Raw genomic sequence first — 23,284 nt, forward strand, 5'->3', positions numbered from 1 at the left:
AACTAAATTTTCTCCAGGGCCAGGCGAGATTTTTTCGCCCACTCGGTTTCTGAAGCTGTCAACCTTGTCCAGAGTTCTCTGGCTTTATCTGCCTGATCATTACGTTCATAGGCCTGTGCAAGGTAGTAGTCGACAAATGCCTGGAACTCATCACCGTACTTACCACCAATTTTTTGTTGAACTAACTCCAGGTCTTCTACTGCATAGCGGGCCCGTTTCAAGAAGGCCGGCATATTTGCGCAGCTGATGCCCCTCTGCAATCTTGCCCCAAGATTGAAAGGGGCCTGCTTTACTGCCCTATCCATCATGCGATTTCCCCGCCTTGAAAATAAGGATAGCTTTGCCAATTGATCGAGATAGAAACTAGATCGAAAGGAAATTGCCGATCCTAGAGCGGCACTCAACTCTGGATCATTGTTCAGCGTGCTCTTCAATTTGGTCATTTTTTGTTCCAGGGATTCCACTTGTTCAACTCGTGTATCCCCTGAGGAAGTCAGCAATGCCAATTCGGCCAAATACGCAATTTTCTTTTGTTCTGGTGTGGATTCTTCATTTAAATCTTCAACCAGGCGAACTCTCTCGAGGTTAGAAGAGGGGATCTCTGAAGGGGGTGTGTACTCCTCAGCAATCACCTTTGGAAGGCTGACAAACAGAAAAAAGAAAACTGTAAGTACCTTCAGAAAATCCTGTGTGCTAAGTATTTTCATACCTCAACCCCCGAACTTGTAATACTGGATCTATCATACCCATTGGCTAGAACGCCACCACTAAGGCGATCACTCACTAACTCTCCATCTAAAATAGTAATCACTCTGGATGCCAGGCTAGTTACATAATCGTCATGTGTTGAAATAACAAAGGTTATGCCCTGCTCTCTATTCAACTTCTGTATCAGCGCCATGATCGTTTCTGAGGTTTTCGAGTCCAGATTTGCCGTAGGCTCATCTGCTAATACAATATCAGGCCGTGTGACAATCGCCCTGGCTATAGCTACCCGCTGCATCTGCCCCCCCGATAACTGGGTTGGTCTTTGCCCAGCCTGTTTTTCAAGGCCTACATCTTTCAGTGCCTGCAGAGCCCTTACTTTGGCATCCTTCACTCCCCTGAGAGTCAGTGGATACATTACATTTTCCAAGGCAGTAAGCACTGGTATCAAATTAAAGGACTGAAATACAATGCCAATGTGCCGGTTTCGGAATTTTGAACGCTTGTGCTCTCCCAATTTACCGATATTGACACCGCCAACCTGAACAGTGCCGGAATCGCACTGATCAAGAGCCGACAAAATATTAAGCAAAGTACTCTTACCACTACCGCTAGGCCCCTTCACAGCGAGAAATTCGCCTTTTCCCAAGGAAAGAGTGATATTTTTTAGGGCGTCTACCCAGATATCACCCATGGCATAGCGTTTAGATACATTGCGTAATTCAACCAACATTAGGCTTCGCCCAAAGTAATAGCCATTTGACTCAACTGCTCACAGGCATCCAGCATGGTAGAAGGACATTCAGCCAAACTTTCTGCTTTCTGGTAATAATCCAGAGCTATATTAAGTTCATTACTATTATCCAACCCTTTAATCCTGTAGGCATTAGCGAGAGCCAGATACACAAGTTGTTTGACTTCCCCAGGTAAAGCATCATTATCTTTTTCTATCAGAGCTATGAACCAGTCTTCATCTTCAAACACTCTGTCAAAGTGACCGCTAACTTCACCAACAAAAGAAAAAGTGAGCAGCCGAACCAGTCGCACATTAAAGTCAGAGCTAGCTTGTAGCGCCGCTTCATCCACTTGATTCATCGCTTGACGCAGACGATAAAGTTTATACAACCCCATGGCCGGATCGAACATGGCACCAGCCAACTTACCTTCATTGGAAAAATAGGCTGCTTTAATCAGCATATTTTCAGGATCTTGTTGGTAGGAGGTAGCCAGTAAATTATCCGCTCTATCTATTTCATTGTGGTAGCTGTACAGCTGCCCAAGTTGCAACATTAATTCAGGGTCAGATTGATTCTGATCCAGCTCAGCTGTCAGAAACTCCAATTGTTCAAATTCAGTTTTGCTATAGTCTATCTTTTTGAAGTCAATGGGAGCAGCCCCTGAAAACCAGGCAATAATGTTACCAATCAGAAGACTACTTATTAATATTGTTAGCATTTTCTTAAACATGGGCTACCCCCTAAAAAAGATTTAAATCTCAGCTGAATTTTCGAGCAACTGTGTATCCATTTCCTTTAGGGTAGTGTGCTCATCAAAAACCAGATTTTCTGGGTTCATCACACCAGGATAAAGCTGTTCACAAATCAATATCACTTCAACAATATTGAGTGAATCCACACCCAACTCAGCAATAGGGGTATCCGCATCAACAGAATCAACATTCAGCATAAGAGCGATCTGCTCACAGAGTTCCTGTACTTTGCTCTCTACGACTGCTGTAGACATACCTAATCTCCAGTTACATTACCAACTTTCAAGGGATAGAATCGCAACAAATAATCTAGGGTCAAAGCATATATACATACATGCTGCTCACCTTCAGAGTATTTCTGTTGCCGCTTAATAATCTTGGCGCTAATCATAGGGGGTATAAAAAACCAGATACGTGAAAGCCATCGGTTTCCGTAAAAAAACACCCTCTGAAAAGACTCATAAACATTAACTATAGGGTTGTCACACAAAGAGAAAATTTGATTCAGACCACCCTTTTCTTTCAAATTACTCTCGTCGACAAGCCTGACCTCCTTACCCAACTCTGCAGCCAGAATATTCAGATGAAAAAGAATAAAAGGATGATACAAATACTCTGCCAGGTAGACATCCCTATCCTGTTCCTTACCAGAAGCTTCCCAGCTCGATTCAAGCTGATCATTAATCTCTCTAACATAGTTTTTCAGATCAATACCTTCAACCTTTCTGGACTTGTGCGCCGCTTTAAAGATATCTGATCTTTGACGATTAAACCCAAATTTTCGCGGCAGGCTATTTTTACTAATTTCGCACAAAAGCTCTTCACAAGCTTCTACTTGCTCAAACACTTGGGCAAAGAACACATGATCGAAAGGTGTAAATAATTGTGAAGCCACCTTAGGGAGAAGATTGTATAAGGACTCCCCTCTACTTTGAGGCTTTACCAAAGCAGCTTTCAAATTAGGTTCTGTAGCAAGAGTATCATCCAGCCAGATTAATGACTCAGCTGTGATCGTCACCTCATCACCCGGAAAAATCATTCTGACATTTTCCAGCAGGCTTTTTCTTTCAGTAGGAAATCCGAAATATTCAAGCTCAACCAAATAGTTCAGATCGACTTTATCTGCACCTACGGCCAAAAATGAGGACAATTTCGCACTGATGAACAGTTGCTCATTCAGGGTAAAGTAATACAGGGGCAAATTGAACAAATCTGTAACTTTAATGTGAAAGCAATTGCGATCACTTCTCTGGATAACACCCTTATGCTTAACCTCTGATGTGCTCAATAATTTTTTATATTTATCGGGGTATAAGTCCAACACAGAGAACTCCGCACCCACTGCTAGTGTTACAGGCTTCACCCCAGAAATATCATAAACCATTTGCTTCACAAAGCAGCCTCCAATCGCCTCTCTACCACCTTATCGAGCCAGCTGGAGATCGGTTTAGCCGAAGCTGAGATAGCTGACATATGGGTAGCATTGGGAATCTCAGTTAAATAGGATTCTACTTTAGGTGAGATATACCAATTCATTACCGTATATAAGGTATGTGCATCGACTACTTCATCGTACTGGCCCACGGTGATATGACACGGGATATCAATACTGGCGAATAGATCGGTATATCTCTTAATAGTGTAAGCACTAAGTAAGTTGTAGCTACAATCAAGTACCCTACCCTGATTACCAGCAGCTGAACCTACTGGAGGGAAGCTTAAAACAGGCACCCGCCTGAATGCAGGAATAAGCATCGCCAGCCAATATTTCCAAAGATTTATTTTGGGCAAATTTTGCTGCTCTGGGCCCGCCATTGGTCTGCTGTGTCGCCGTTTACGAAAATAGCGGATAAAGTACTCAAGTCCTGAAGTGGCAATATCATACTTTCGAGTTTCTTCTGCCTGGGTTAGCGGTGGTGCTATAGCAAAAAAACCCACGATGTCCTTGGTACCATATATTCCGAGGTATCTCAGAGAGGCAAGAGAGCCGGCGCTATGCCCACCGAGTACAAAACGGCGAACTCCTCTCTCCTTGAGGTGCGCTATCAGATCCTGCAGGTCATCTTGTAATTGGTTCGGATAATCCAGATCTCCAGGACGCCCCTCACTTTTCCCATGCCCTCGCCAATCCGGTAAGCAGATGGTCATTCCTTGTTTGTGTAGCATTCGCCCAAACATTAAATACCACTGACTGCTAAAAGTGCTGCCGTGCATACATATAAGCGCGGTCTCTGTATCTTCTGCTGGCAGCCAGCGAAATGCCAGATTTTTACTATCACGCGCTTTGAAAAACTCTTGAATCACAACGCCTCCACTACAGAACTTTCTGAGGCTTGTTGATCCATTCCCATAGCTTTTCTCTGATCAATTACAGAATCCATAATGCTGTCGGGTTGGCTACGTGCAAATGCCAAGAAAACCGGTACCATACCTGGCATCGCAATGTATTCCTGATTTTGAGACCAGAGCGATTTGGCTTTTTTAGCGAGCTTGTCAAGTTCATCTATAGTTAGCTCTCCCGAAGAATCCTTAATTTCCAGTGCTTCCGTATGAAAAGAACCTTCCGTGACTCTAACTTGAACAGGGCGCTCCGCTTCATCTGACAGTATTTCTGAGAATTTTTCAGAAATTTTCCCCAGCAACCACCCCTTGTCGGCAGTGCTTAAATTGGGCCTCCCCAATAAATCTGGCAACAATATACTTTGCTGAACTACCATTTTGTTAGCTAGCCCAGGGAAATCCAATTTGGCCTCAATCACCTTGAGAAATATCTCAACCCACAGCTTTACCCTTAAATCAATGCGCCAACCATCCCGACCAGCAGTACCCATCAGGTAGACAAAATACTTGTAATGATCCGCTCCAGACTCAAAAAATCCTTCATCATTCCTACGGTAATAACGACCTTCCGATTTAAGAACTTTCGCGGTATCTATCAACTGCCTCTGCAATATAAGCTCCAATGCCATATAACCTCGGCGCAGGTAACTTTTACGCTGCCAGTACTCCTGATCCAGGTAGCTGCCTGACATATAGTCCCAGGCGATTTCAAGAAAATAAGCAGCAGTGTTGTATGCCAACAGAGGTGAGCAGAGCTCAGCAGAATCAATAACCGGGTATACATTGGCCACATGAGCATAGAGGCCTTGATAAAACTCTTTTACGGTCTGATTCGCAATGGCTAGCTCCTGATTCAGTATATTCTGGGCTTTGTCTCTATCAGGTTCAGCGAGATCCATCAGGATATATTTACAGATATGATCATTAAATAAAGCGATCATATCACCACCACCACTGAACAGGGGATCAAGAAACATAGAGGCAAAACCAGAGGTGGCCCAACGATCGGGGAAAATAAATTCATCCGCACGATAGGCAAGCTGCCCCCAAGCTTCAAAATCCACCAGCTCAGCGCCATCTAACAATTCTGAAATTGCCTGATAATTCATCAGGAAATCCAGGAAGCTTTCACGCTTGGTGGGTGGTTTTTCAAACTTATCCTTTTCACCGACAATTCCGACACTGGTATAGCCACCACTCAGTGGAATAAACCACACCCAATAGCCATCTCCGGAAAAATGATTGGTAGATAAGAAGCGGCCAAAAGCCCGTTTTCTCCAAGATTCATCTCCCATGGAGTCAATATCCCGGATATTCTTGAAGCGTCCCCAGGAAGAGAAGTGCTCGGGTACATTCTCCTGGCGTGTTAACTTTTTATGCTTCTTTGCAAAGCGATTGCGCCCACTACAATCCACCAACCAGCGGGCTGCAATCTCAGTGTTGCAATCAGCCACAGACAGCTGAATGGAATGACGGTTATCGTCAGACTCAATACTGAGGCCCTTGGCTTTCACACCCATCAGAACTTGAATACCATCTTCCCGGTTCATTTCAACCAGATCCGCCTCCAAGCGAGCTCTGTCCAGCTGGAAGGCTGGATGAGGCGGAATACTAGTAGTTCCGTGCTCACTCATTTCGGTTAGAGACAAGCTATGATCAGGTTTATCAAAGAAAAAGCGCAAACCGTTTTTCGGAAGGTGGTTCCTATAGAGATAATTAACCAAGCCCAACTGCTTCATAAAGTAATGGCCGGTCATCTCAACAGTAGCTTCCCCCACTTTTGCACGGAAACTATCACTGGCTTCTACAACCAAAATTGAAACATCCTGGCCACCGCGTCTAATTTGCCGAGCCAGAGTCAACCCGGCCCAGCCACCGCCAATGATGACAACGTCATATTCTTTTTGTATTTGATCGAAAGCATTCATCACAGCGATTCCACCCCAGTGAGAAGAGAATCCCATACGGGAGAGTCAACCTGACAAAATGAATCATGATCCTGAATAATGTCCATCACCATCTTGGTTCTGGGTAATTCATTCCTGATAAAGAATTTAGCGCTAGTGACCTTCGACTCGTAGAAAGCTTTATCCCCCTCTCCTTTACTCAGGCGACTGGATGCACTACAGGCAGCTTCTAACAACAACCAGGCAAGAGTAATGTCCCCCATCATGTGCAGAATACGAGTACTGTAAGCCGGAATTTTGAACATCTCTTTGGTCCTGACCCACACATGTACGGTTGTCAGGACAGTCTCCAAGTGCTCAAAGGATTCTTGAAGGCGGCTAAATTCGGTTTTGAAATTGGGGAAATCACCCGCTCTATTAATAAATGATTCAAACTCACTCTTATAAATTTGAAACAGCTTGCTGGAGTTGCCCAGCCCTAACTTATCTCGGATAAGATCCTGGCTCTGGATATAATTAGTCCCTTCCCAAATGGCGAGTACCTTGATATCCCGAGCATACTGTTCAATACCTAATTCTTTCAGGTAACCCTGGCCACCACAGGTCTGAATGGCCAGTTCACAAATGCGCCATGCCTGATCACTGATATAGGCTTTCACCACGGGAGTCAGCAGGTTTACCAGCCCCTGATGATAGGTAGCCTCAGTTTTCTTAGCCTCATCCCCCTCGAATGTCTTGAGTAAGCTTTCAGATAGGGTCAGCTTGGCGATCAAGGCCCTGCAGCCCTCAACCTTGGATTTCATTTCCAGTAACATGCGCTGCACATCTACATGCTCAACAATATTGACCCTGCTTGCCGTAGCGCTGAAGCTTTCATGAAAACGTTTACCCTGAATGCGTTTACTGGCATAGGCTAGAGCGTTGTAGTAAGCCGAGGAAGCCATTCCCAGGGCATAAACCCCTGTGCTAATTCTTGCCTGATTCATCAGGGTCAAGAACTGCAATAATCCAACATTTTCCCGATCACCTAGTAAATATGCACGGCATTGGCCATTCTTGCCGAAGGTAAGGTGAGTATTGGCACAACCTTTAAAACCCATTTTGTCAGCAAGGGAGATACATTCAACATGATTAAACTCTCCTAGGCTGCCATCTTCTTCAACCCAGTATTTGGGTACGATAAAGCAAGACAAGCCATAGGTTCCCGAGCCACTCTTCTCCCCTCTACCCATCACAAAGTACAAGGTATTATCTGTTAGGTCGTGCATACCAGCACTGATTAGGTACTTTTCACCGGTGAGTAAATAGGTACCGTCTGCTTGCCGCGCGGCCTTGGTATCGACCAGGGAAACATCACTGCCAGCCTGTGGCTCAGTCAAACAAAGGCAAGAAGTCCACTCAGAAGTAGCCAATTTGTCCTTAAATAGTGCTTTTTGAATTTCTGAACCATATTTTTCTACCAGGGTAGAAGATGGCAAACAAAAACCACCATAGGTCATAAAGCTGGGGTTGGCCCCCATAAACATTTCTAACAGCATTTGCATTATAAAGGGCGGAAGATCGGTTACCTGACCGCCACTGCTAGAAGATAAGTCTCCCCATTCCTCTTTAAAACGACTCCACATCTCCGGAAAAGAGGAAGGCAGCTGTACCTTGCCATCAACCAAGTGGCAACTTTGTTCATCTGCCTCTTGATAACCTGGCCCCAATACCTCGGTAGCAAATTTTTTCGCACGCTGCAGAACATCATCTACGATTTCAGCAGAGCAATCACTATAGCGAGGGTGCTCAAATAGTGTTTTGGCCTGATGAAACTGGTCTTCAATAAGAAATTTAAATTCCCGCAAATCAGACTTATAGATATTTCTACCCATGTTTGGCTCCTTGATTTTCCAAGAGTGACCGCCAGCTGCCGGAACCCAGCACCCAGTGAAATATTTGATTATGTCTTCCCCGGTATTTTTTCTGGGGATAAATCATGGCGCCGCGAACATGAGGAAGGTGATCCTGGCCATATGCATTTTCGAGACTTTGTGCTGCATTAAAGCCCTGATAAGCCTCTTCAAGAGAAACGGTCTCTGTGTTCACCAGACGGGAAAGCAGCTGTCCATTTGCTTGTGGGGTTCTGTGTACCCGGAGGCAACCAGCCCTACCACCGCCACCAAGAGTGATTATCCAGAGACCTTCAATTTCGTCTCTCAAACAATATTTATCAATCTCTGCAAGAGGCTTAATACTAAGATAGTGAAGCCCATCAAGCTCAACACTAGGCAGCCAATGAGTTTTATCCTCATGAGAAAAGCCTTTCAGCAATCCTTTCGCCCAGCGAGATTGAATATCAAAGGACACTACACGGCAGGAATTGTCCAGATCAGTCGCCATTAATTTCTTGAGGTTTTGCACCAGCTCAGGCGCCCCATTGAGTGATGGCGCTTGCGATAAAATATCACAACTGGAAATTTGGCATAAACTCCGTTCGTGGTAATGCCTACATAACCAGGAAACTGCCACTCCTGTAATCACATCCAAACCGTCCTGCCCAGGCTTTACTCCTATACCCAGGGCATCCAGGCATTCCTGCTGCCGCTCTTTACCCAGCTCTAAATTTATAACTAGGGCGTCTTCTTCATGACGTTTGGAATAACTTAAAAGCGCAGCATGAAAACTGGTACATGCACTACCTACAAATTGAATGTTATGCCCAGCTTCTTCCAGCTGAACTAGAAACTCAACAACCGGCCGCTCCAGTAACACATTAGCCTCGCCGGCTGAAACGATATATACAAGCTCTGGGATATAATCTAATCCCGAAAGGTAATGGTTTAGGGAGTTCAACAGTTGCTCTGTTTCCCCTTTATGATCAACCCAGAGGCTTCTTATATACATTTTATGCGGTTCCTTCCCTGGCCATTTTTTCAATGGCACCAAAACCTAATTCCAATAATTTTTCAGAGTATAAAGAAACTAATTTTTCACAGTTCTCTGTAGCAGATATCCTGATGTGAATACTATTATTGCCTGCTTCCAGAGGGTGTCGTACCAAGTTATCCTCAATAACCAGATACGGTTTGCCCTCCCTTTGTAAGATATATTCCTCAGCCTGAATATCCTGCAACATTAAGACGCGCTCATGTAGAAATACTTTTGGCATTCTTCCACCAGCAGGCATCTGCATTCTCATCAAGATTATTTCGATCAGAACCCCAGATTGATCCAAGCACTCCAATAGCTCAACCAAGAGTTGATAGTGCTCAGCAAAGCTTAAAAGTACTGGAGTTGTACCCACCGGTAACTGAGAAATTGCTAGAAAATCAGATTCACCTTTCAAGGGCAATGTCTGGGCTGCGCAGAGTTTAGGGGTTTGCGGATAGGGATTGCGCAGTAACCTACTGGAAAGCTCTATCACTTTACTCATACCGCCTCCGCCAAGCAAAAAGTACTACCCTGGTCAACCCTAACTTCAGCCGTACAGTAATAGCCATTGAGAGCAATAGAACATACCAATAGCTTCTCTTCCTCTTGGAATCTACCCTCAACTCCGTGGCTAATAATGTTTAACCAGGGATCACTACCAAAACAGTGCCCCCACCTTTCATGAAGATCGGGAAGCTGCTGGAAACTACTGAGTAAACGGGTAAATATTTGTCGTATGTTTTCTGGGAAAAATGGCAAAGATAAAGTTAGATCCTTCCCAGCACTGGCCATCTTTCTGATAATTGTTGCAAACTCTGGTGTTGTGTTATAGGTAACCGCACAACCGGCTGTAATATCTTCCACTCTGAATGAGTCGACTTCCAGGAGCAATGTGCATAAACCAAAGCCGCTCTTGCCCCAATTTTCATTACTCTGCCAAAAGCTTAAATCCAGCAGATTGGCATCCAGAATACTGACTAGTACATAACGTACAGCGGGATTTTGTCGCAAGTAATAGCGCAGGCTGTAACCCCAGGATGCACACTCATAAGTGTTCACAAAACTGGTCACAGGAATACTTGGTCGATTTTTCAGAGAGTTTAAATCGTCCGTATTAACGGCCCCAGTCGTAAAAGGTAGCTCAATCATGGTTGAACAAAGAAAGTGTCGGTTAATCTCAGCCCTTACCTCCTCTGGAATAACCTCTGTTACACGAGCACTCTGTTCAGATATAATTTCACCGATTTGTGCGAAGGCTTCTTGCAAGCCTCCACTCTCTGCAAAAGTAATATTTTCTATGGGGGTAAATGCCGCTGACTTCAGGTATAAGCTCATAGCCGATGCCCTTTCGCCTTACTATAAATCTCGAAAAAGCAGCGGTAGGAACTTCCTTCCATCTTGGTAAACGCCAGCAAATCCCGCTGGCGAGTTTTGCTTTGTACCTTACCCGAAGATACCAAGTGCAAAAGTAATTCATTACTGGCAAATTTTGTTGCCAGCACTCTATTCACACTATGCATTGAGAAGATGGTGGCCGAGGTTTGCTCATTACAGAGATAAATCAGATACTCGACAATCTCCTGATCCGCAACAGACAACTCAACCTCCCCTTGATCTCGTAACCAAAGCACAAAGTGCATCAGAGACTTCACAAAACGGGGACGCACAAGTGTCAGGAAGCGATTAACACTCCCCAGACCACCTTTGCTAAGCAGCATCTCTTTAGTAACTGGGACACGACCACGGCAGTTCCCCAGTTGCAGCTTGCCATCCAGGAAGGGCTCACCAACAGATGACTGCTTCAATTCAGCACAGAGTTCAGGAGGCAGCATCAATGTAACTGGGAATGGCCTTGCTGCCTGTTTGGCAACAACCATGGCAAACCCTAGCTTTTGTGCCTCTATACCATGAATTTTATTGATATTAAGCTGCAAAACACCATCATCATCCTGTATCTCAGTATTCCAGCTCTGCAGGCTTGGGCCACCGGGGTCTGTCATCAAGAAGTGACCAAAAATCCCCTGCTCCACCCAGTTATTCACTTGAGCCAGCTGATCTTCAGTCGCCGTCAGGCTCATCATGATGGAACCAAACAGTCCTATCATTTCATGAAAATGGTGGGCCAACCCCTCATCGCGCACCTTGTCAATAATTTGATCAATAACAAAAGTTTGTTCAAATTGTTCTAGTGGCTGCTTGACCGATGGCTCTCGAAGAGGGGCAGGCTCTGTCAGAGGGTCTTCAATGATCATTGAAGCGTCGAACAGACGCACACAGGCCTCCTCAAGAAGCCCTTGCAGTGAAGCTGGCACTGGAGAAACGGAAGAAAGCTGATTGATTACAAAGCTGCCGGCAATAGATTGCAGTTCCATAAGTTACTCCATGAGGTAGGATTTAGCAGAAGGTAAACTCAGGAATGGAGCAACGGTATAGCTCGCGTTATAGGCTCCGCAATTGCTGAAAACAGCCAGGTCGCCAGGCTGTACAGGCCCGCCTTTTATTTCACCGATCACATCTTCCTTGTTACAGGAAGTACCTACCAGCAAACAGCTCTCTGTACTGCTCTCAAATTCCAATATTTCATCGCCACGCAATATCAGTGGCTGACTGAAGCGTTTAAAAGTACTTTCCGTTTTCGCTAAAAGAAAGTTCTGCGCCATGCCGCCATCACAGATTCCGTACTGCTGCCCTTCTATCGATTTCACGTAGCGAATCTGAGTTACAAAATATCCCGCACTGGCAACCAGAGCACGTCCACTTTCGTGGGCGATTTTTATGTGAGAGGGAAATTCACCAAGTAATTCCCTATATTGTTCAAAATTAAAATCAATACTTTCCCAATCCAGATCAAAGCCACCGCCAAGGTTAACTAAATCAATGGCATAGCCGAGCTGCCTCTCAAATTTCTCAACTATTTGCAAAGATGCTTGCGCAGTATTAAAAGCGAGCTTTGCGAAATTATAGGATCCTCGGAACACATGGAATCCAGCAACTTTCAACTCATGTTTTTTACAGAATGCCAAGGCCGTTTCAACATCACTCCAACCAAAGCCAAAGTGGTCTCTTCTCGTGGTTACCGGAGCCTTCTCAAATTGATCCAAGGTGCTGGGGTTCAAACGAAGTATCAGCGGATTAATCGGACGCTTCCCCAGAAACTCCTTAACGATTTCTAACTGGGATAGATTATCGATCACCAGTGTGCACTTACTTGCAATTGCCGCTCTGAGGAAACTTTTATCTGCGGAAGGGTTATTGATATAGCGAGGGCTTTCACCTCGAGGGAGAAGATTCAACTCCCCCACAGAGGCAATTTCAACTCCATCTTCAAAAACATGACCACTACGTACGACAAGATCAAGGCAGCTATTCGCCTTTAGGGAATATATTAGAGATGTTCCCAGGCGGCCTTTCAGTTTTTGGTAGTTATCGGCAATATCTTTTAGGGAGTAGACATAGCACGGTGTTGAAAAGTGTTGCCTTTGCTGGCTCAGCTGGGCAACGAGCTTTTCCAATGAAGCTTTCATGATATCACCAGGATAAATTTAAATTCATTCTTATATAGGGCACAAATATTTCAGCCGTATTTACGACTTACCGGTCTAAAATATTATTTATTATTAAGCTAGTACGCTGCCCGCCGACCAAATAGTCTCAGTATTTCCAACTGAGAAAACTCATGCTTGAAGCTCTTGTTCAAGTTTTTTCTTATCAATTTTGCCGTTTGCTGTCAGGTCGATTGATTCAACAAATCGCACTTCCCTCGGAGTGTAATCAGCATCCAGATTCTCTTTCAACCACACTTTGAGCTGCTGTTGATTTTCGGGCGTGTTTTCCTGCAGTTCAACTACACAAACCGCAACCTCATTTTGAAACTTATCTAAAGAACCGAGCACTACACTGAGGTGTACCAACGGGCATGTATCAATTACGGCTTCCAAATCTTTGGGGAAAAGGCAAAAACCTGCTTGCTTGATCAGATCCTTGGAGCGCCCCCTGAAGTAATAGAAACCCTCCTGGTCCCGACTAAATAAATCGCCAGTAGCAAGCCAGTTATCATCCCGGTACAGACCATTAAAGATTTGTGCCCCCCCTTGAGCACAGGGATCGTAATATGCCTGCATAACTCCGGAGCCACGCACGAAAAGCTCACCAATTTCATTGACCTCGGCCTCTCTATAGGCGTTGGTACCGGCATCCATTAGAAAAATTCGAGCATCTAGGCCGGGAATAGGCTTACCCACAGACCCCATCTTCTGCTCCCAAAGCTCCGGTTCCAGGTAAAGGGCCCTTTTACACTCAGTGAGACCATACATTGAGAAAACATCGAGCGCCGGACAATATTCTTTCCAAGTGCGAATGACATACTCAGGTAGGTGCCCACCAGTATTGGTTAAAGCGCGAAGTACAGAAAGATCAGGTTTTACCAGTGTCAAAAGTTTCGCCAAGGCAGCCCCCATCGCCGGAACAATGGGTAACACTGAAATTTTCTGATCAGATATTACTTTCAAAGCATGAAGAGGGTTGAACGTTTTATCGTAAAGAATTGTTGAGCACCCCGTTTTGAGGGCAAACAACACCTGGTATAAACCGTAATCAAATGACAATGGTGAAAGGCAGAGTATGCGATCCGTCTCAGCCAAGCGAAGATACTGCGAGAGTGAATCCAGAGAAGTAAGCACATTCTGGTGGGTGAGCATTATGCCCTTTGGCTTACCGGTACTTCCCGAGGTGTAGATAATGAGGGCCAGGTCAACACCTGTCACCCTGACAGGTGTGCTGAGTTCAAATAATCGCTGCTGCGATCGATAAGTAGCCAGCGAAATAACTTTTTCACCTTCCACAATGGCCTTGGCATTGCAGTCGCTTGCTATTGCACTCACTGCGGATTGTGAGGCATCACCCTTGACGGGAACCACCACCAAACCGAGGTGCCAGGCCGCCAACATTGTTGCCACTGTAGGAATATCGTTTTGCGCTCTGATTACCAGCCTGTCTCCATGGACCAACGGAGTATCGGCCAACTGCAAAAGAGACAGAGCCCTCTCACAGCATTGATTTGATAAGTTTTCCCCAGTCAGATTTTCAAGGCTTCCACTCCAGAAGCCACTAATAACCCTATCGAACAGGTCGGCAAGCGAGAACATCATTAGTCCAAATATTTTTTTTAAAAATTATTCTATAGCTCCCGACTTCCCCCCAAAAAAGAAACTGGAGCTACCTAGATGGCACGATCATTTTATAAAGTGAGCTCTCCATAATGACAAGCATTATCTTGAAATCCTGTGATGAAGTTTTCATTCCGGCTCATGCAGTTCAGGAAAGTCATAATTTCCTAAATTTTTTTTATGTTGACTTTTGATTATTATTGAACAGGACATTCAGCAGAAAAATAATTTTATTGGTGAGCAGCAAGGGGAAACTATTTTTTAGTGACACCTTGAACTCCGCAAATCCGTTATTAATGTGCAAATTATTTCCATTATTAATGAGGTTTATCTCTAAAGTATCTCACCACTCTCAATAGTCACATGGCCAACCTAATCTTTTGAAATTGACATTATATCTTTAAGTTGTTGACCTTTTGTTACATTAAACATCTAACAAAAAAATTATTTACTGTGCTTCTCGGCATTAAATGCATCAAGCACCACGAACTCAGAACCAACACAGCCATTCCAGTGCGCTCTTTGAGGAGTTATTGGCGACACTTCCATCAGGCTAATGGCCAAACCCTTAACAAGAATTGGTGGAAAATTAAGCCAAAAAAGGCTTTTAGAAGTAGCGGCTAATATAATCAGACCAACGCTTGGTTTTGATCATGAAGAGTCTTGCGGGATTCACTTGGCTTTTAATTTCATGCGGCACAAATAGTTTCACTGGAAACAATATAGGCAAAGCAGAAGTCGATTTATTGGCTTCCAGCCGCCGCAAAAACCTGAACCGTCAGTCACTAAATATTTCCCAGGATGTGCTTGCGTCGATAGTTTTTTGAATCGCATTCCGGTCAATGCATCTCGCTACAGAAGTTGTAAACGATAAAGATGATTTATGTGATTTGCAGCCCGAGTTTTTACTGCATCAGTCTTATGAGCTGTCATAGAAAATCAAAGAGGAATTGAGATTGAACAGTTGGCCATTGCCGCTCACCCACCAGCCGCAAAAATCCAACATAACCTCGCGGATGATTTTTCTCACTCCATTAATCCTCATTGCGCTATTGCATCCTAACCTAAGCGCTGATGTGAGTAGGGAGTCTGTAGAATCCATCAGTACACCAGATAAAGTAGAAAGCAGCATTGGGCTGCTCAAGTTTCGCGATGGCGCCCCTTATCCCGATACGGCAGAGAAACTCTACGACTACCTGGATCATATGCGTGCAGTAGATAGCTTCTTAAAAGGCATTCAAGGGGCCTCGGTGCACGGATTAATGAAAGGCGCTCGTGAGCTGGGAGCTAAAGCCGCCAATGAGGTTTTAATCTTTGATCGGCTGATGAATTCTGAATCTCTATTTCTAACCGGAAACACATCGACGATTTACACCCTCGCCTTTCTGGATCTCAAGCGCGATGGCCCCACTGTGCTGCATTCACCACCAGGGGTTTCGGGAGCATTTAATGATGCCTGGTTCCGCTATGTGGAGGACATTGGTCGCTCCGGGCCAGATAAAGGGCGCGGCGGTAAATATCTGGTTCTTCCGCCAGACTACAAAGGCAATCTGCCCTTTGGGTATTTTCCCGTCTACCCTCGCTCTTTTCGAGTATGGGTATTTATGCGCTCACCAGGGGAACAGCCATTGGAAGCCGCCGCCCAAAGTGTCAAAGACCACCTCAGGATTTACCCCCTCTCCAGAAAGGGAACCCCCCCGCCGATGGTGTTCATTAGCGCTTCGGGCAAGGCCTTCAATACCATTCATCCCAACAACTACAAATTTTATAAACACCTCAATGAAGTCATTCAGTACGAATGGATTGGCATGCTGAACCCAGAAACCCGCGGCCTGTTTGCCTCTATTGGTATCGAAAAAGGCAAAGCGTTTAGCCCCGATGAACGCATGACCAAGATCCTTACCGATGCCGTTGCCATCGGCAATGGCATCGCCCGCTCTATCGTCTGGTATCCCCGCACCGACAAATCCCTTGCCGATATCAAGATCTACCCCGGCACCGACAGCGCCTGGGTAATGGCATTTCCCGGCAAGAATATTTTCTTTAATGGCCCCGATGGCAAAACCATCAATAGCGATGCACGGGTCAGCTATTTCTACCCCTACACTGGAGTAAGTCCGGCAATGATTGCCCTTGAGCCCGGCAAGGGCTCTGATTACGCCATCGCCTTTGTCGATGAAAATAAGGAGCCCTTCGATGGTGCCAAGAAGTACAAACTGCACTTACCGCCGGAGGTGCCTGTCAACGCTTTCTGGGCCGTTAATATCTACGACAGCCAGACCCGCTCACAGCTCAAGACAAGCCAGAAATTCCCCTCGGTAAGCAGTCAGAGCAAAGGGATCAAACAAAATTCCGACGGCTCTTACGATATCTACTTTGGTCCCCAAGCCCCCAAGGGCTTCGAACACAACTGGCTGGAGACAGTACCGGGCAAGGGTTTTTTTGTGATATTGCGACTCTATGGCCCCCTAGGGCCCTGGCTGGAGAAGACCTGGCGCCCAGGAGAGGTTGAGCCCACAGACTATTGATCGGCAGGGGCCAGCCGGCGACGGTAGTTACGCGGCGTATCCGAAAACCACCGCCGACAAGCGCGCTGAAAAGTGCTCTGCTCAGCATATCCCAGCAGCCCGGTAATCTGCCCCAGAGCCAGCCCGGTATTTGCCAAGTACTCCGCAGCCATCTCCCTGCGCACCAGGTCCAACAAGGCATCAAAGCGCAAACCCTCACCTGCCAGACGTCTCTGCAGAGTACGTGGGTGCAGGCTTAAGTGGGCCGCGACCACCCCCACCTGATACTGGCCAATAGGCAGCAATTGCCGCATCAAGTCCCTAACCTGTGTACTCAGAGAGGCATCAGAAGAAACCGACTGCTGCTCTAAATAATTGATGGCCAACCGTTTGGTAACCGGATCTGCACAAGCGAGCGGAGTATCCAGCTGCTCTGCCGGGTACTCCATGGCGCAGTAACCGGAAAGGAATTCCACCGGGCAGGAAAAGTATTCAAAGTAATCGGCGGGATCGGTCAGAGCGGCATGTGGCAACAGGACTCGCTGCGGTGCCACATTCGCGCCCATCAGCATTTGCAACATCACCAGCGCATTCCCCAAGGTTTGCTCATGGATCTGGTGAAAGCACGATAAAGCCGGATCGAGTTGATCGAATACCAGGCGCTCTAAAGTACCACCAGGGACCGATTCAATCCGCAAGTGAATAGCGGGGCTGTGCAATGACATAAACCTAGCCACCGCCAGAATCGCCTCTCTGGCCGAAGTGGAGTTGCAGGCTATCACCGCAAGCCCCCCCAATCGATCGACCCCCTGTCTTACTGCCAGACGAAGGGCAAAGTCAGCGCACTGTAACCGCTCGGCGGTTAGCTCCAGCAAGCGCGCTACATCCAAGTGTGACAGCAAGCGGCTATCCGATATGACAATATCCTCAGGAATGCTGAATTCCGTAAGAAATGTGCGGGCATCTCCTCCAAGCTCCGATGCCAGTTCGCTATACCCCGTAAGCACACTGGCTCGTATCAAACTACCCATTGCTCCTCCAGGGCGCCAGCTGACGCCTCAAGATAATTTTTTGTCGCAATGTAGCAATAAAAAAGCTTCACATCTACGCAGTCTATTGCGTCTAAAGACACAAAAAGGATGATGATTTTGCAACCACTTCACTTTGATGTGCTAATTATTGGAGCCGGGCTTTCCGGTATCGGAGCCGCCTGCCACCTGCGCCGCGAATGCCCCTCCAAGAAAATTGCCATCCTAGAGCGTCGCTCTCAAATTGGAGGCACCTGGGATTTATTCCGCTACCCAGGTATTCGTTCGGATTCAGATATGTTCACCTTTGGCTTCGACTTCCGCCCATGGCCGGGACTGAAGGTACTGGCTGATGGACCCTCTATCCGCCAATATCTCATTGATACTGCAAACGAGTATGCAGTTAGTAGAGATATTCACTTTAATGTCGACCTCCACAGCGCCAACTGGGATAGCCAAAAAGAACTATGGGTTCTGCAGGGAAGCAATACTCAGAGCGGCAAGCCCTGTTACTACAGCTGTAAGTTTTTAATCTCATGTACCGGGTATTACGATCACTCCCAGGGATATCTCCCAAAAATTCCTGGTGCCGAACAGTTTCAGGGTGACTACATCCACCCCCAGCACTGGCCGGAAGAACTGGATTACCAAAACAAAAAAATTGTTGTGATTGGCAGTGGTGCCACCGCTATTACCCTGGTACCCGCCCTGGCTGATCAAGCCAAGCATGTCACCATGTTACAGCGATCCCCTAGTTATGTTATTTCCGTACCCGCGTTCGATAAACTCTCGGCACTGTTACTAAAGTTTCTACCAAAATCCTGGGTGTTTAATTTTGCGCGCTGGCGAAATTTAAAAATACAACGCTGGCTCTTTAAGGCTTCTAAACGCTGGCCACATTTTATGCGCAAACTGTTCCTGCGGGGTGTTCGCAAAAGCCTACCCAACGACTTTGATATGCGTCACTTCACACCGAGCTACAGCCCCTGGGATCAACGTATTTGCGCAGTGCCCGATGATGATTTCTTTGCAGCAATAAAATCAGGCAAAGCCTCAGTAGAAACCGGGGAGATAAAAGCCATTGACAAACAGGGTATCGAGTTGAAATCAGGGCAACAGATCGATGCGGATATCATTATCACAGCCACCGGATTAAATATCCAAGTGCTCGGAGGCATGCAGCTGAGTATTGATGGCAAGAAAGTACCCATCAGTGAGAAGCTCACTTACAAAGCTGTGCTCTTGGAAGGTGTCCCCAATATGTCTTGGGTGTTTGGATATACTAATGCCCCCTGGACCCTAAAAGCAGATATCTCTGCCCGCTACATCTGCCGTTTAATCAATTATATGGATGAACATCAGTATGAGATTTGTTTGGCGGAAGATAACGAGGCCTGTGCTGAAATCAATTCTGTGATGAGCAGCCTGAGTTCCGGTTATGTCAGAAGAGGAAATCATGCCCTTCCCCGCCAGGGCAATAAATATCCGTGGCGCCTACTGAATAATTACGAACAAGATTGCAAAATTTTACTACAGGAGCCTATTAAGGATGCTTATCTTACCTTTCAATCAAAAAAGGCTTCCGCAAACTTAGAAAAAGAAACAGCTAACACTAGCATAACAGAAGATATGGCCACCCATTAAACAAGAGAGGATCGTTAAGCGATGCCCCAGTTTTATGTGGAGTAGCAAGGTGCTTAGCTAAGCTAATAAACGAAGGTTTATACAAAATTCAAGAATGAAAACTTAGTCGTCCATTACTTTATTGTAGCCATAACTATCTGTCCCATATACTTGAAAATTGGGTACGTCTGGAAGCTTGTATTCAACTAACCCTTCTGCCGTTGAATACACATCAACTCCTGATGGAGCCACCCTAACATGATTTGGTGTACATCGAGCCACAACAGAAAACCGTGAATCATCATTACTGGTGTTTGGATATGAAGCGTGCATATTCAAGGAGGAAAAAATCAGGCATTCACCAGCCTTCATATGGAGGTCAACAACTTTAAACTTATCAAAGTAGTCCTCACCTAACAGCTCAACTGCTGTACGAAAAAGTAGTGTACTCTTAACAAAAATAGTTCCATAGAGCGCTATCTTGAGCAACGCATATAAATGAGAAATAGAAAATGGCAACAATGACAAGTAAAAGATTTGATTGTCCTGAACATAACCATAGAGATAATCCATCCGAGCGTCGCCCATTGACCCCGGCAATATACGCAAACAACCATTTTTCTCCGTGCAGTCTGTAAGCGCCACCCAGGCGTTCAACTGAATAACAGCTGGGTCCATCTTCTGGCTTGGCTGTAACTTGGCATACTTCCCTGTCTCTCGGAAAGTAGCATTTTGATGCCATATCGTCCCCCTTGCACCAGGGAACTTATGAAACATTTGGCTCCGCCAACACATAACTTCACCACCCAACAAGCTAGCTAGGCGCTCGGTTATTTGCGGCCTGCGAAATAGTGCTCTTAGTGACTTTATTCTCAATGCCTGATAAAGCCCGGCCACCTCTATCGACCACTGATCGTGCCTTTCAGCAATGTCTTTAACTTTTTCGCTCATGTAATTTTTCCCATGAAAATCACATGAAAACTCGTCCAGTAGCTCACCCCTAAGTTGCTCTGCCTCACTTTTAGAAATAACCTGAAACGGAGGCAGATAACCATTCTTCTCAAAAAAGTCTAAATCTTTTTCATTAAGAAAGCAGCCCCCCTCCTTTGGCCTATCCAGCTTATCTCGAGAAATAGTTACAGTCAGGTTTTTAAGTGAATCCAGATCATCAAGCAATCGTTTTTTCTTTTTCCCTTGCCATGGCAGAACAAATACTTTATGAAGCATTACCAGTGCCACCATCGCCCATACCCGCAGGGATTGCAGACTTGTTATTTCAAACCCACCAGCAACCTCCTCTATAGAGCCAAATCCTTTAAGCATTTCCGCCAAAGTGCCCTTTTTCATAAGCATTCCGACTTATAGTTACCAACGAAAATGAAACCCCATAATTTCTAATATCAGCCAGAGAAAAATGGTTAAGGGTGTTCCGCTGGAGTATTTATATTCATAGGTTCTGGAGTAACCAGATTCCACCAAAAATCAAACCTATCCATAAGGGAAAGCAATACCTTTAATTGCCCCACATCCCCATCAATTTTCACCGCACCTTCATTCAGTTTTTCCTGTATAGAGGATGCCCCCAGGATAATATCGTTGAGATCATTGCGATTAATAGTAACGAAGCTTTGGGGCTTTTCTATTGGGGGGCCGTAGTTGAGCACAGCATTCTCAAGCACAAGAGAGTAAGCTTCCTGTATGTCCGGCAAACTAATATTAATAGCAATCTGCTTCCCGGTGGCCTTGGGTCCATTTAATCGAATTCCCAAATAATCAAAAATAAGCACAGTAGGCATACTGCGAATGGTATCGGCACTGGCAGTTAATGGCACTGGCAATCGCTCTATGCCATCACGCAACTCCCTGGCGCCACTTAAAAAAAAGTTCCTCCAGGTACCATTCTCTTGTTGGTAACCCATCTGTTCCAGCGCATTCGCCAACAGGTCACGGGCAGCACGGTTGTTGGGTTCAGCGGAAACCAGCTTGTCCAGCACCTCCGCCACCCAACGGTATTCTCCAGCCTCATAATCTTTCATGGCTTGCTTTATGAGATTGGCCGCACCCCCCATATATTGAACGTATTTTTTTCCCGCAGCCGTGGGTGGCATTGGATAGAGCCGCGCTGGATTTCCATCGAAGAACCCAAGGTAATAATTCCAGACCGCTCGGGTATCGTGATTGACACTGCCATAATATCCACGATTGGCCCAGTATTGGGAAAGCTCTGGGGGTAGCTGCATTAACTCGGCAGTCTGGACCATGTTATAGCCGTGATTGGCCAGTCGCAGGGTCTGGTCATTGAGGTACTTATACAGGTCGCGCTGCTTTTTCAAATGGTTGACGACCTTCTCCGGCCCCCAGGTGGGCCAGTGGTGTGGAGCAAAGAGCACCTCCGCCTGCCCCCCCCAACGCTGAAGTGTCTCATTGAGATAGCGAGACCAGGCTCGGGCATTGCGCACCTTGGCGCCGCGCAGGGTGTAAAGGTTGTGCAGTGTGTGAGTGGCATTCTCCGCAGCAGTAAGCGCCTTTAATTCGGGAATATAAAAGTGCATTTCTGCTGGGGCCTCGGAGCCCGGTGCCATCAAAAACTCAAACGTGAGGCCATCAATTTTTCTTGTTTCACCAGTTTTACTGATCGTATCGGTAGGCTCAATCAGAGTGACCGTACCTGTGGACGTTTCCAGCCCCAAGCCCGACCCCAGAGTACCCATTGGGCCTTTGGGTATAAGGTTGCCATACATAAAACTGGCACGGCGCGCCATATGATTACCGGCAAACACATTTTCACTGACCGCCTCAATTAAAAAATCTTTGGGTGCGATCACTTTCACCTTGCCAGATTTTACCTCCTCCTCATTAACTACCCCACGTACACCGCCGTAATGATCGACATGGCTGTGGGTATAAATCACTGCCACTATCGGTTTATTTCCCCGGTGCTCACGATATAAATCCAAGCCGGCTTTTGCGGTTTCCGTAGAGATTAAGGGATCCATAACAATGACCCCAGTATCCCCTTCAATAAAAGTGATATTGGAAAGATCTGCACTGCGTACCTGATAAATACGCGGAATCACTTCATAGAGACCGCCCTGGGAAATTAACTGGAGCTGGCGCCAGAGGCTTGGATTAGCAGTGGCTGGGGCTTGCTGGTCATTGGCGAATTGGAAGGCCTGCAGATTCCATACTTGATTGCCTTTTTCATTGTTGATAATACCGTCATTCAAAAGCGGGGCAATAAATCCCCTTTTTACATCGGCAAAATCCTCTCGATTGGCAAAGGGCAGCTCTTTCAGCACTGCCTGATTTGCTTTTTTTGTAATCACGCTGGCAGGCTTTGGTTCATGTGCCAGCAGTGAGTAAGGGATGGAAAACAACAAAAATAAGATGAGAGTAGTATTTTTAGTGAAACTATTTTGGTGTTTTTTCATTTTTCTCACCCGATCTTAAGCCGCGCCAAACCCTACAGCGGACCTGTCGATAAACAAAAAATAATGATAGAGACCAAAGCGGAGAAAAAACTCTCCTATAGAGGACATGAGGGATTATAGGCAGGTAGAAGGCAATCGTTTGGAACTGACCCCGCGAAGAAAGGCGGGGCCAGCTA

Annotated in this window: 19 protein-coding genes; 2 read left to right on the forward strand and 17 right to left on the reverse strand. The window is 45.8% G+C overall.

The window, feature by feature from the left end; all coding sequences use genetic code 11:
- Window positions 1-2: 2 nt before the first annotated feature.
- From ACJJIV_RS02300 to ACJJIV_RS02365, 14 genes are all read right to left on the reverse strand, one after another.
- Window positions 3-707, reverse strand: a complete 705-nt coding sequence (locus tag ACJJIV_RS02300) for a hypothetical protein (RefSeq protein WP_444890610.1) — start codon at window positions 705-707, stop codon at window positions 3-5.
- Entirely contained in the window at window positions 704-1,438 is a 735-nt protein-coding gene (locus ACJJIV_RS02305) for an ABC transporter ATP-binding protein (RefSeq protein ID WP_444890611.1), read from the reverse strand. The genes ACJJIV_RS02300 and ACJJIV_RS02305 overlap by 4 nt, the downstream gene beginning before the upstream one ends.
- A complete protein-coding gene (locus ACJJIV_RS02310; RefSeq protein ID WP_444890612.1) occupies window positions 1,438-2,172 on the reverse strand; it encodes a tetratricopeptide repeat protein in 735 nt (244 codons plus the stop codon). The genes ACJJIV_RS02305 and ACJJIV_RS02310 overlap by 1 nt, the downstream gene beginning before the upstream one ends.
- A 21-nt stretch (window positions 2,173-2,193) precedes the next feature.
- Complete coding sequence (locus ACJJIV_RS02315; RefSeq protein WP_444890613.1) at window positions 2,194-2,448, reverse strand: acyl carrier protein; 255 nt, start codon at window positions 2,446-2,448, stop codon at window positions 2,194-2,196.
- 2 nt (window positions 2,449-2,450) lie between these two features.
- Window positions 2,451-3,587: a hypothetical protein gene (locus ACJJIV_RS02320; RefSeq protein ID WP_444890614.1), complete on the reverse strand. Its 1,137-nt coding sequence runs from the start codon at window positions 3,585-3,587 to the stop codon at window positions 2,451-2,453.
- Window positions 3,584-4,498: an alpha/beta fold hydrolase gene (locus ACJJIV_RS02325; protein WP_444890615.1), complete on the reverse strand. Its 915-nt coding sequence runs from the start codon at window positions 4,496-4,498 to the stop codon at window positions 3,584-3,586. The genes ACJJIV_RS02320 and ACJJIV_RS02325 overlap by 4 nt, the downstream gene beginning before the upstream one ends.
- Window positions 4,495-6,462, reverse strand: coding sequence for an NAD(P)/FAD-dependent oxidoreductase (locus ACJJIV_RS02330; RefSeq protein ID WP_444890616.1), 1,968 nt, complete (start codon window positions 6,460-6,462; stop codon window positions 4,495-4,497). Before ACJJIV_RS02330 ends, ACJJIV_RS02325 begins: the two co-directional genes overlap by 4 nt.
- Window positions 6,462-8,315, reverse strand: coding sequence for an acyl-CoA dehydrogenase family protein (locus tag ACJJIV_RS02335; RefSeq protein WP_444890617.1), 1,854 nt, complete (start codon window positions 8,313-8,315; stop codon window positions 6,462-6,464). Before ACJJIV_RS02335 ends, ACJJIV_RS02330 begins: the two co-directional genes overlap by 1 nt.
- Window positions 8,308-9,369 carry a hypothetical protein gene (locus ACJJIV_RS02340; RefSeq protein ID WP_444890618.1) on the reverse strand — a complete coding sequence of 354 codons (1,062 nt, stop codon included), beginning with the start codon at window positions 9,367-9,369 and terminating at the stop codon, window positions 8,308-8,310. The genes ACJJIV_RS02335 and ACJJIV_RS02340 overlap by 8 nt, the downstream gene beginning before the upstream one ends.
- The gene (locus ACJJIV_RS02345; protein ID WP_444890619.1) at window positions 9,329-9,856 is read right to left on the reverse strand and encodes a hypothetical protein; all 528 of its coding nucleotides are present in this window, start codon (window positions 9,854-9,856) and stop codon (window positions 9,329-9,331) included. Before ACJJIV_RS02345 ends, ACJJIV_RS02340 begins: the two co-directional genes overlap by 41 nt.
- Window positions 9,853-10,689: a hypothetical protein gene (locus ACJJIV_RS02350; RefSeq protein ID WP_444890620.1), complete on the reverse strand. Its 837-nt coding sequence runs from the start codon at window positions 10,687-10,689 to the stop codon at window positions 9,853-9,855. Before ACJJIV_RS02350 ends, ACJJIV_RS02345 begins: the two co-directional genes overlap by 4 nt.
- Window positions 10,686-11,726, reverse strand: a complete 1,041-nt coding sequence (locus tag ACJJIV_RS02355) for a hypothetical protein (RefSeq protein WP_444890621.1) — start codon at window positions 11,724-11,726, stop codon at window positions 10,686-10,688. The genes ACJJIV_RS02350 and ACJJIV_RS02355 overlap by 4 nt, the downstream gene beginning before the upstream one ends.
- A 3-nt stretch (window positions 11,727-11,729) precedes the next feature.
- Complete coding sequence (locus tag ACJJIV_RS02360) at window positions 11,730-12,878, reverse strand: type III PLP-dependent enzyme domain-containing protein (protein ID WP_444890622.1); 1,149 nt, start codon at window positions 12,876-12,878, stop codon at window positions 11,730-11,732.
- Between the two features lie 150 nt (window positions 12,879-13,028).
- Window positions 13,029-14,501, reverse strand: coding sequence for a class I adenylate-forming enzyme family protein (locus ACJJIV_RS02365; protein ID WP_444890623.1), 1,473 nt, complete (start codon window positions 14,499-14,501; stop codon window positions 13,029-13,031).
- Between the two features lie 974 nt (window positions 14,502-15,475).
- Between ACJJIV_RS02365 and ACJJIV_RS02370 the strand changes: the two genes are divergently transcribed.
- Entirely contained in the window at window positions 15,476-17,047 is a 1,572-nt protein-coding gene (locus tag ACJJIV_RS02370) for a DUF1254 domain-containing protein (RefSeq protein ID WP_444890624.1), read from the forward strand.
- On the opposite strand, the gene ACJJIV_RS02375 is transcribed toward ACJJIV_RS02370, so the two are convergent.
- Window positions 17,041-18,057, reverse strand: coding sequence for an AraC family transcriptional regulator (locus ACJJIV_RS02375; protein ID WP_444890625.1), 1,017 nt, complete (start codon window positions 18,055-18,057; stop codon window positions 17,041-17,043). The genes ACJJIV_RS02370 and ACJJIV_RS02375 overlap by 7 nt on opposite strands.
- 111 nt (window positions 18,058-18,168) lie before the next feature.
- On the opposite strand from ACJJIV_RS02375, the gene ACJJIV_RS02380 reads away from it, so the two are divergent.
- Window positions 18,169-19,698, forward strand: a complete 1,530-nt coding sequence (locus tag ACJJIV_RS02380) for a flavin-containing monooxygenase (RefSeq protein ID WP_444891686.1) — start codon at window positions 18,169-18,171, stop codon at window positions 19,696-19,698.
- A 102-nt stretch (window positions 19,699-19,800) separates the two neighbouring features.
- Here ACJJIV_RS02380 and ACJJIV_RS02385 read toward each other — a convergent pair whose 3' ends face one another.
- Together ACJJIV_RS02385 and ACJJIV_RS02390 are read right to left on the reverse strand one after the other, a co-directional pair.
- Window positions 19,801-21,024 carry a phytanoyl-CoA dioxygenase family protein gene (locus ACJJIV_RS02385; protein ID WP_444890626.1) on the reverse strand — a complete coding sequence of 408 codons (1,224 nt, stop codon included), beginning with the start codon at window positions 21,022-21,024 and terminating at the stop codon, window positions 19,801-19,803.
- Window positions 21,025-21,095: 71 nt separating this feature from the next.
- Window positions 21,096-23,108 (reverse strand): alkyl/aryl-sulfatase, encoded by a 2,013-nt coding sequence (locus tag ACJJIV_RS02390; RefSeq protein ID WP_444890627.1) that lies wholly within the window; start codon window positions 23,106-23,108, stop codon window positions 21,096-21,098.
- Between the last annotated feature and the right edge of the window lie 176 nt (window positions 23,109-23,284).

The organism is Microbulbifer mixtoriginis (SeqCode) (assembly GCF_052466765.1).

Bases quoted from the DNA above. Each gene is read 5' to 3' on its own strand.
- ACJJIV_RS02300 (WP_444890610.1), bottom strand. From the start codon at position 707: ATGAAAATACTTAGCACACAGGATTTTCTGAAGGTACTTACAGTTTTC.
- ACJJIV_RS02305 (WP_444890611.1), bottom strand. From the start codon at position 1,438: ATGTTGGTTGAATTACGCAATGTATCTAAACGCTATGCCATGGGTGAT.
- ACJJIV_RS02310 (WP_444890612.1), bottom strand. From the start codon at position 2,172: ATGTTTAAGAAAATGCTAACAATATTAATAAGTAGTCTTCTGATTGGT.
- ACJJIV_RS02315 (WP_444890613.1), bottom strand. From the start codon at position 2,448: ATGTCTACAGCAGTCGTAGAGAGCAAAGTACAGGAACTCTGTGAGCAG.
- ACJJIV_RS02330 (WP_444890616.1), bottom strand. From the start codon at position 6,462: ATGAATGCTTTCGATCAAATACAAAAAGAATATGACGTTGTCATCATT.
- ACJJIV_RS02335 (WP_444890617.1), bottom strand. From the start codon at position 8,315: ATGGGTAGAAATATCTATAAGTCTGATTTGCGGGAATTTAAATTTCTT.
- ACJJIV_RS02345 (WP_444890619.1), bottom strand. From the start codon at position 9,856: ATGAGTAAAGTGATAGAGCTTTCCAGTAGGTTACTGCGCAATCCCTAT.
- ACJJIV_RS02350 (WP_444890620.1), bottom strand. From the start codon at position 10,689: ATGAGCTTATACCTGAAGTCAGCGGCATTTACCCCCATAGAAAATATT.
- ACJJIV_RS02355 (WP_444890621.1), bottom strand. From the start codon at position 11,726: ATGGAACTGCAATCTATTGCCGGCAGCTTTGTAATCAATCAGCTTTCT.
- ACJJIV_RS02360 (WP_444890622.1), bottom strand. From the start codon at position 12,878: ATGAAAGCTTCATTGGAAAAGCTCGTTGCCCAGCTGAGCCAGCAAAGG.
- ACJJIV_RS02365 (WP_444890623.1), bottom strand. From the start codon at position 14,501: ATGATGTTCTCGCTTGCCGACCTGTTCGATAGGGTTATTAGTGGCTTC.
- ACJJIV_RS02375 (WP_444890625.1), bottom strand. From the start codon at position 18,057: ATGGGTAGTTTGATACGAGCCAGTGTGCTTACGGGGTATAGCGAACTG.
- ACJJIV_RS02380 (WP_444891686.1), top strand. From the start codon at position 18,169: ATGATTTTGCAACCACTTCACTTTGATGTGCTAATTATTGGAGCCGGG.
- ACJJIV_RS02385 (WP_444890626.1), bottom strand. From the start codon at position 21,024: ATGAAAAAGGGCACTTTGGCGGAAATGCTTAAAGGATTTGGCTCTATA.
- ACJJIV_RS02390 (WP_444890627.1), bottom strand. From the start codon at position 23,108: ATGAAAAAACACCAAAATAGTTTCACTAAAAATACTACTCTCATCTTA.